At 54.0% G+C, this 6,171-nt stretch carries 7 protein-coding genes and 1 pseudogene; all 8 read right to left on the bottom strand.

What is annotated here, in order from left to right; genetic code table 11:
* Positions 1 to 110, bottom strand: a 110-nt coding sequence (locus RTK32_RS17595; RefSeq protein ID WP_023253540.1) for a glutamate/aspartate ABC transporter ATP-binding protein, incomplete at its 3' end; no start/stop codon positions are given.
* The gene (gene gltK / locus RTK32_RS17590; RefSeq protein ID WP_312046244.1) at positions 111 to 788 is read right to left on the bottom strand and encodes a glutamate/aspartate ABC transporter permease GltK; all 678 of its coding nucleotides are present in this window, start codon (positions 786 to 788) and stop codon (positions 111 to 113) included.
* Entirely contained in the window at positions 788 to 1,528 is a 741-nt protein-coding gene (locus tag RTK32_RS17585) for an amino acid ABC transporter permease (protein WP_312046242.1), read from the bottom strand. Before RTK32_RS17585 ends, gltK begins: the two co-directional genes overlap by 1 nt.
* Positions 1,529 to 1,717: 189 nt before the next feature.
* A complete protein-coding gene (locus tag RTK32_RS17580) occupies positions 1,718 to 2,620 on the bottom strand; it encodes an amino acid ABC transporter substrate-binding protein (RefSeq protein WP_312046240.1) in 903 nt (300 codons plus the stop codon).
* Positions 2,621 to 3,053: 433 nt separating this feature from the next.
* Entirely contained in the window at positions 3,054 to 4,586 is a 1,533-nt protein-coding gene (gene lnt, locus RTK32_RS17575; RefSeq protein ID WP_312046238.1) for an apolipoprotein N-acyltransferase, read from the bottom strand.
* 7 nt (positions 4,587 to 4,593) lie between these two features.
* Positions 4,594 to 5,472, bottom strand: coding sequence for a CNNM family magnesium/cobalt transport protein CorC (corC, locus tag RTK32_RS17570; RefSeq protein ID WP_312046236.1), 879 nt, complete (start codon positions 5,470 to 5,472; stop codon positions 4,594 to 4,596).
* Positions 5,473 to 5,539: 67 nt separating this feature from the next.
* Complete coding sequence (ybeY, locus tag RTK32_RS17565; protein ID WP_312046234.1) at positions 5,540 to 6,010, bottom strand: rRNA maturation RNase YbeY; 471 nt, start codon at positions 6,008 to 6,010, stop codon at positions 5,540 to 5,542.
* Positions 6,007 to 6,171, bottom strand: a pseudogene (locus RTK32_RS17560) (PhoH family protein); the annotation flags it as partial. The pseudogene RTK32_RS17560 and the gene ybeY, both read right to left, overlap by 4 nt.

Below are 6,171 nucleotides of genomic sequence, written 5' to 3'. Positions count from 1 at the left end.
CCGGAAGGGCCACACACCACCACCACTTCGCCTTTTTTAACTTCGGTAGAGCAGTCGGTCAGCACCTGAAAGTGACCATACCACTTAGAAACGTTTTTCAGGGTAATCATTTAAACTGTCCTTTTTTTCTTCAGATAGCTGACTAAAAGCGAAGCGCTAAGGCTGATAACAAAGTAAACCGCGCCGGCAAACAGCACCATTTCAATCTCGGTACCGTTATTAATGCCGATCGTATCGGCGGTGCGGAAGAAGTCGGCCAGGCTGAGGACATAAACCAGCGAGGTATCCTGAAACAGTACAATGCCCTGAGTCAGCAGCAGCGGTACCATGGCACGAAACGCCTGCGGCAGGATAATGAGCTGCATCGCCTGCCATTGTGTCATCCCTAGCGCCAGCGCGGCGTTGCCCTGGCCGTGCGCGATACTCAAAATACCGGCGCGGATAATTTCTGAATAATAGGCGGCTTCAAACAGGGCGAAGGCCACCATCGCTGAAATCAGGCGAATATCGGTTTTTGGCGAGATCCCCAAAACCTGCTGCAAAAAGCTGGGCACCACCAGATAAAACCAGAGCAGCACCATGACCAGCGGGACGGAGCGGAACAGGTTGACGTACAGTTTGGCAAACCAGCTGACGGGCCTGAAGCTCGACAGCCGCATGACGGCCAGCAGCGTCCCCCAAATAATGCCGAAAACCACGGCGATAGCGGTGATTTTCAGCGTAATAATCATGCCGTTAATCAGGTAGGGCAGGTTAGGAGCAATTGTGCTCCAGTCAAATTCGTACATTATTTGCCTCCCATGCCGCCGGGCAGACGCACTTTGCGTTCGACCAGGCTCATCAGCAGCATGATTACAACGTTAATGGCGATGTAGGCCACGGTGATTGCGGTAAAGGATTCATAAGCGTGCGCCGAGTAATCCAGCAGCTTACCCGCCTGCGCGGCCATATCCACCAGTCCGATGGTCGAGGCGATAGCGGAGTTTTTTACCAGATTGAGCATTTCTGACGTCATCGGCGGCACAATAACCCTGTAGGCATTGGGCAGCAGCACATAACGATAGGTTTGCGGCAGCGTCAGACCCATTGCCAGACCGGCATTTTTTTGGCCGCGCGGCAGTGACTGAATGGCGGCACGTACCTGTTCGCAGACGCGAGCGGCGGTGAACAGACCCAGGCAGAAGACCGAGCAGAGGAAAAATTGAATGTTCGGATCCAGCTCGGATTTAAACCACATGCCGATGCTTTCCGGCAGCAGTTCCGGTACCACCAGATACCAGATAAAAAACTGGACTATCAACGGCACGTTGCGGAACAGCTCTACGTAGCATGTGCCGATGGCAGATAACCCACGGTGGGGCACGGTACGTAAAATACCGAACAGCGAACCGACGAAGAAAGCGATGATCCAGGCACAGACGGAGACGGCAATGGTGACCTGAAAACCGGACCACAGCCACCCCAAATAGGTGGTATTTCCGAAAGGGGCCTGCTGTAGAAAAATGCCCCAGTTCCAATCAATTGACATAAGTCACTCCGGTAGAAAAAAGGGTAGCAGCGCTACCCTGAAGATTGGTGAGGGGCATGTTTGCCGCGGGGAACGACCACGGCAAACGTCGGCCTGGCTGTCGGTTGTTGGCACCGAGCTTTTCAGGCCGCTGTCTGTCCTTGCCCATATTCAACAATCAAAGGCGGCAGGCCGCCCTTATTTTTGTTATTAATTCAGCGCCTTGTCGTTCGGTGTTTTGAACGTGGCTTTCATATCGTCAGAAAGCGCGAAGTTCATATTCAGATTCTTAGGCGGAATAGGCTGGGTAAACCACTTGTCGAACCATTTTGTCGCTTCGCCAGAAGTCTGCGCTTTAGCGATGGTTTCATCCATAAGCTGTTTAAACGTGGTATCGCCTTTGCGCAGCATACAGCCGTACGCTTCTTTTGACTGCGGTGTGCCTACGATCTCCCAGTTATCCGGTTTTTTGGCCTTGGCGCGTTCGCCTGCCAGCAGCGCATCGTCCATCATAAACGCCACGGCGCGACCGCTTTCCAGCGTACGGAACGAGTCACCGTGATCTTTAGCGCTGATAATGCGCATCTCCATCTTCTTCTCGTCATTCAGCTTGTGCAGCAGAATTTCAGAAGTGGTGCCGGAAGTGACCACCACAGTTTTGCCTTTCAAATCCGAGAAGTCTTTAATCGGGCTGCCTTTTTTCACCAGCAGACGCGTGCCGATAACAAAAATGGTGTCAGAGAAGGCAGCCTGTTGCTGACGCTCTACGTTGTTGGTGGTAGAACCACACTCAAAATCGTAAGTGCCGTTTTGCAACAGGGGAATGCGGTTTTGCGAGGTGACCGGCAGCATTTTTACCTGCAGATCGGGCTTGTTAAGTTTGGCTTTGATCGCCGCCACGATGGCGTTGGAGTAGTCCTGCGAATAGCCCACCACTTTTTGCTGGTTGTCGTAGTAGGAAAAAGGAACGGAAGACTCACGATGACCGACGACGATAACGCCATTTTTGGCAATTTTGTCCAGCGTATTTTGCGGTGCATCAGCTGCGTGAACCACGGCGGACGACAGGCCGGCCAGTGTCAGCAGGCACAGCCCAGTTTTCCGAAATTTCATCTCCAACTCCTTCGTTGTAAAGCGCCATAACGGTGCGCTGATTGTGATGAGGGGTTTGTAACCGCTTATTGTTGTATTTTCAGCGCCAGGGCTGCGCCGGATAGCCTTAACATAGCTGAATGTTAACGGTATGAAACAATAAAGTTTCGGTTTTGCGAAGTACGCCGCACCAAAATAAAGCATTCCCTGTGCTGCTGCCCGTTGGTGGGGCAAAGGATGAACCGTTAGGGTGCGCTACCGGCTGGCTGGTCGCGGTCTTCGACATTTTCAGCATAGTCAGGAAATATTTTGCAATCGCCATGCCATATTTGCGGTATGGCCTGGATGCAGGGGCGTTTTTAAGCAGGGAAGGGGCGGAGCAATGAAAAAATAGAATACAAGAGGACGAAAAATAAAGCGCAGGGAATCGGTCATCTTCCCTGCGCTTTGGCTATCAGCTTCTGTTGCGTCGCGCCATAAACAAGGCGGCCGCAGCGAACAGCGCCGTCGCTATCCATACCGTCCAGTTGCCGAAACGAGCGTATGGAGTCAGCCCCCGGGTTGGTGTGACAGCGGCAGCCAGAACATCCGGAACGAATTGCGGGATCATTTCTTCCGCTCTGCCATCTGCATCAATCACCGCAGTCACGCCGTTGTTGGTATCACGCAGGAGCGGACGACCCAGCTCCAGTGCACGCATACGCGCCATCTGGAAATGCTGCCACGGTCCAATGGAATGACCGAACCAGGCATCGTTGGAAATCGTCAGCAGAAAATCGGTATCGGGACGGAAATTATCCCGCAGCTGCTGGCCCAGTACGATTTCGTAGCAGATTGCCGCCGTCAGCTTATAGCCGCCAGCCTGCAGCTGCGGCTGGCGATAGGCCCCCCGGCTGAACGAAGACATGGGCAGATCGAAAAACGGTGCCAGTGGACGCAGCAGCGCGGCCATTGGCACAAACTCACCAAAAGGCACAAGGTGATTTTTCTGGTAACGACTGCCGCTTTCATAGTCATAGGGCTGCTTATCGCCAAGCACGACAATGGAGTTGTAATCGTGATAGCGATTGTTTTCCAATCGTGAATCAACAATACCGGTAATCAGGCTGCTGCCCTGAGCACGCAGCTCGCGATCGACAGTTTGCAGAAAAGGCTGCTGGTTAGTTTCCAGATCGGGAATAGCCGATTCCGGCCAGATAATCAGCGATGCCTTATTCACATAAGGACGCGTCAGCGACGTATAGGTTTTCAGCGTATTAATAAGTTGGTCAGGCGCCCATTTGAGCGATTGCGGAATATTGCCCTGAACCAGCGCGATATTAACCATTCGTTCAGGCTGGGGCTGATACCAGCTAATCATGCGCAGCGGCCAGGGCAGCAGTAGCAGCGCCAGCGCGCCGACGGCCGCTATCCACTGACGTTTTACCGCAGCAAAGACCGCCAGCCCGGCCACGATGGTCAGCACAAAGGTGATGCCCTCCACGCCGGTTATCGGTCCCAGCCCTTTTAACGGCCCGTCAATCTGGCTATAGCCAAATTGCAGCCACGGGAAGCCAGTAAGCACCCAACCGCGCAGAAACTCGGTAATCTGCCACAGCACGGGCGCGGCCAGCGCCAGCCGCGTCAGCGAGGTTTTAGGGAACAGCCGGTTCAGCAACGCCGCAAACAGCATGGGGTAGAGCGCAAGATAAGCCGCCAGCAAGATCACCAGAAAAACGTTGACCGGACCCGGCATGCCGCCAAAGGTGGCGATGCTGACGTAAACCCAGTTAACGCCGCTGCCAAACAGGCCAAAGCCCCAGACGAAACCGATGGCAGTCGCCTGACGCGTCGAACGGTTAAGCGTCAGCGCCAGCAGGCCGCAAAGCGAAACCAGCGCGGCGGGCCAGACATAGTAAGGCGAAAACGCCAGGGTGCCAGCGGCACCCGTCAGCAGCGCTAAAAGCAGGCGAACCCGCTGGCGCTGGTATAAAGAGGCAATAGCCATAGGGAAATTATTCTTCCAGTATCGGTTGCGTCGCGTTTTCCGGAATTTTGACGTGAACCTGAATAATACGGCGACTGTCGGCCATAGCGACTTTGAACTGATAGCCTTCAATCTCAATGCTCTCGCCGCGAGCCGGCAGGTGACCGAACGCCTGCATAACCAGCCCACCGATCGTATCGACTTCTTCGTCGCTGAAGTGCGTTTCAAAGACTTCATTGAAATCTTCGATCGGCGTCAGGGCACGGATAGTGTAGGTATGGCGGCTCAGCTGACGGATATCACGATCTTCTTCGTCATCATATTCGTCTTCAATTTCGCCAACGATCAGTTCCAGAATATCTTCGATAGTGACCAGGCCAGACACGCCGCCAAACTCGTCAATGACGATCGCCATGTGGTAGCGCTGGGAGCGAAACTCTTTCAGCATACGATCGACGCGCTTGCTTTCCGGCACCACAACGGCCGGGCGCAACACTTTTTCGATGCTGAACGGAGTCGATTCGCTGCTCATAAACGGCAGCAAGTCTTTCGCCATCAGAATGCCTTCAACGTGATCCTTATCTTCGCTGATAACCGGAAAGCGGGAGTGGGCGGATTCGATAATCGTGTCCAGACACTCGTCGAGCGACTGGTTACGCTTCAGCGTGACCATCTGCGAGCGTGGGATCATGATGTCGCGCACGCGCTGTTCAGCGATATCCATGACCCCTTCGAGCATGTCGCGGGTATCCGGGTCTATCAGCTCGTTCTGCTCGGAATCGCGGATAAGCTCCAGCAGATCGTCGCGGTTTTTAGGCTCACCGTGAAACAGCTGGTTGAGGATAAGGGTAAAAAATCCCTTTTTGCTACTGGGACTGTCGTTGTTCTGTGAATGGTCATCGCTCATGGCGTTTTTGTTTCTGTCACTCTTGCTGAGATTAAGGGTGTCCCTTCCGTCAGGGAAGGGACGCGATTTAGAACTCTTTCTCCGAAATGTACGGGTCGGCATAACCAAGAGCAAGCATTATCTCGGTCTCGATCGCCTCCATTTCTTCGGCTTCATCATCTTCGATATGATCATAACCCAGCAGATGCAGGCTGCCGTGGATGACCATATGCGCCCAGTGGGCCAGCAGCGGCTTTTCCTGCTCCGCGGCTTCCCGCTCGACCACCTGGCGACAAATAATCAAATCACCCAGCAGCGGCAGTTCAATGCCCGGCGGCGCTTCAAAAGGAAACGAAAGGACATTGGTAGGTTTATCCTTGCTGCGGTAGGTGTGATTTAGCTCGCGGCTTTCCGCCTCATCCACCAGGCGGATAGTGACTTCACTCTCCTCCTGGAACTGCGGCAGTACCGCATTCAGCCAATGCTGAAAATCGGCCTCTGCCGGTAAGCCTTCCGGCTGTTCGCATGCCAGCTGTAGATCCAGTATTACGGTACTCATTTCTGCTCCTGCGCGGCCTGCTGCAGTGCCAGTGCTTCACGTTTACGCTCTTCGGCCAGCGTGTCGCGTCGCTTCTGATCGGCGGCTTCCCAGGCTTCATAGGCGATAACCACACGGGCAACGACCGGATGGCGTACAACGTCTTCGCTGTGGAAGAAGTT

The sequence above is a fragment of the Erwinia sp. genome (genome assembly GCF_031978025.1).
Lineage (GTDB): Bacteria > Pseudomonadota > Gammaproteobacteria > Enterobacterales > Enterobacteriaceae > Erwinia.
Note: the sequence above shows the minus strand (reverse complement) of the source record. Positions and strands in the feature narration are given on the sequence as shown.

What these genes read in the sequence shown, in the direction of transcription:
- corC (WP_312046236.1), bottom strand. Translation starts at nt 5,472, where the DNA reads ATGAGCGATGACCATTCACAGAACAACGACAGTCCCAGTAGCAAAAAG.
- lnt (WP_312046238.1), bottom strand. Translation starts at nt 4,586, where the DNA reads ATGGCTATTGCCTCTTTATACCAGCGCCAGCGGGTTCGCCTGCTTTTA.
- RTK32_RS17580 (WP_312046240.1), bottom strand. Translation starts at nt 2,620, where the DNA reads ATGAAATTTCGGAAAACTGGGCTGTGCCTGCTGACACTGGCCGGCCTG.
- gltK (WP_312046244.1), bottom strand. Translation starts at nt 788, where the DNA reads ATGTACGAATTTGACTGGAGCACAATTGCTCCTAACCTGCCCTACCTG.
- ybeY (WP_312046234.1), bottom strand. Translation starts at nt 6,010, where the DNA reads ATGAGTACCGTAATACTGGATCTACAGCTGGCATGCGAACAGCCGGAA.
- RTK32_RS17585 (WP_312046242.1), bottom strand. Translation starts at nt 1,528, where the DNA reads ATGTCAATTGATTGGAACTGGGGCATTTTTCTACAGCAGGCCCCTTTC.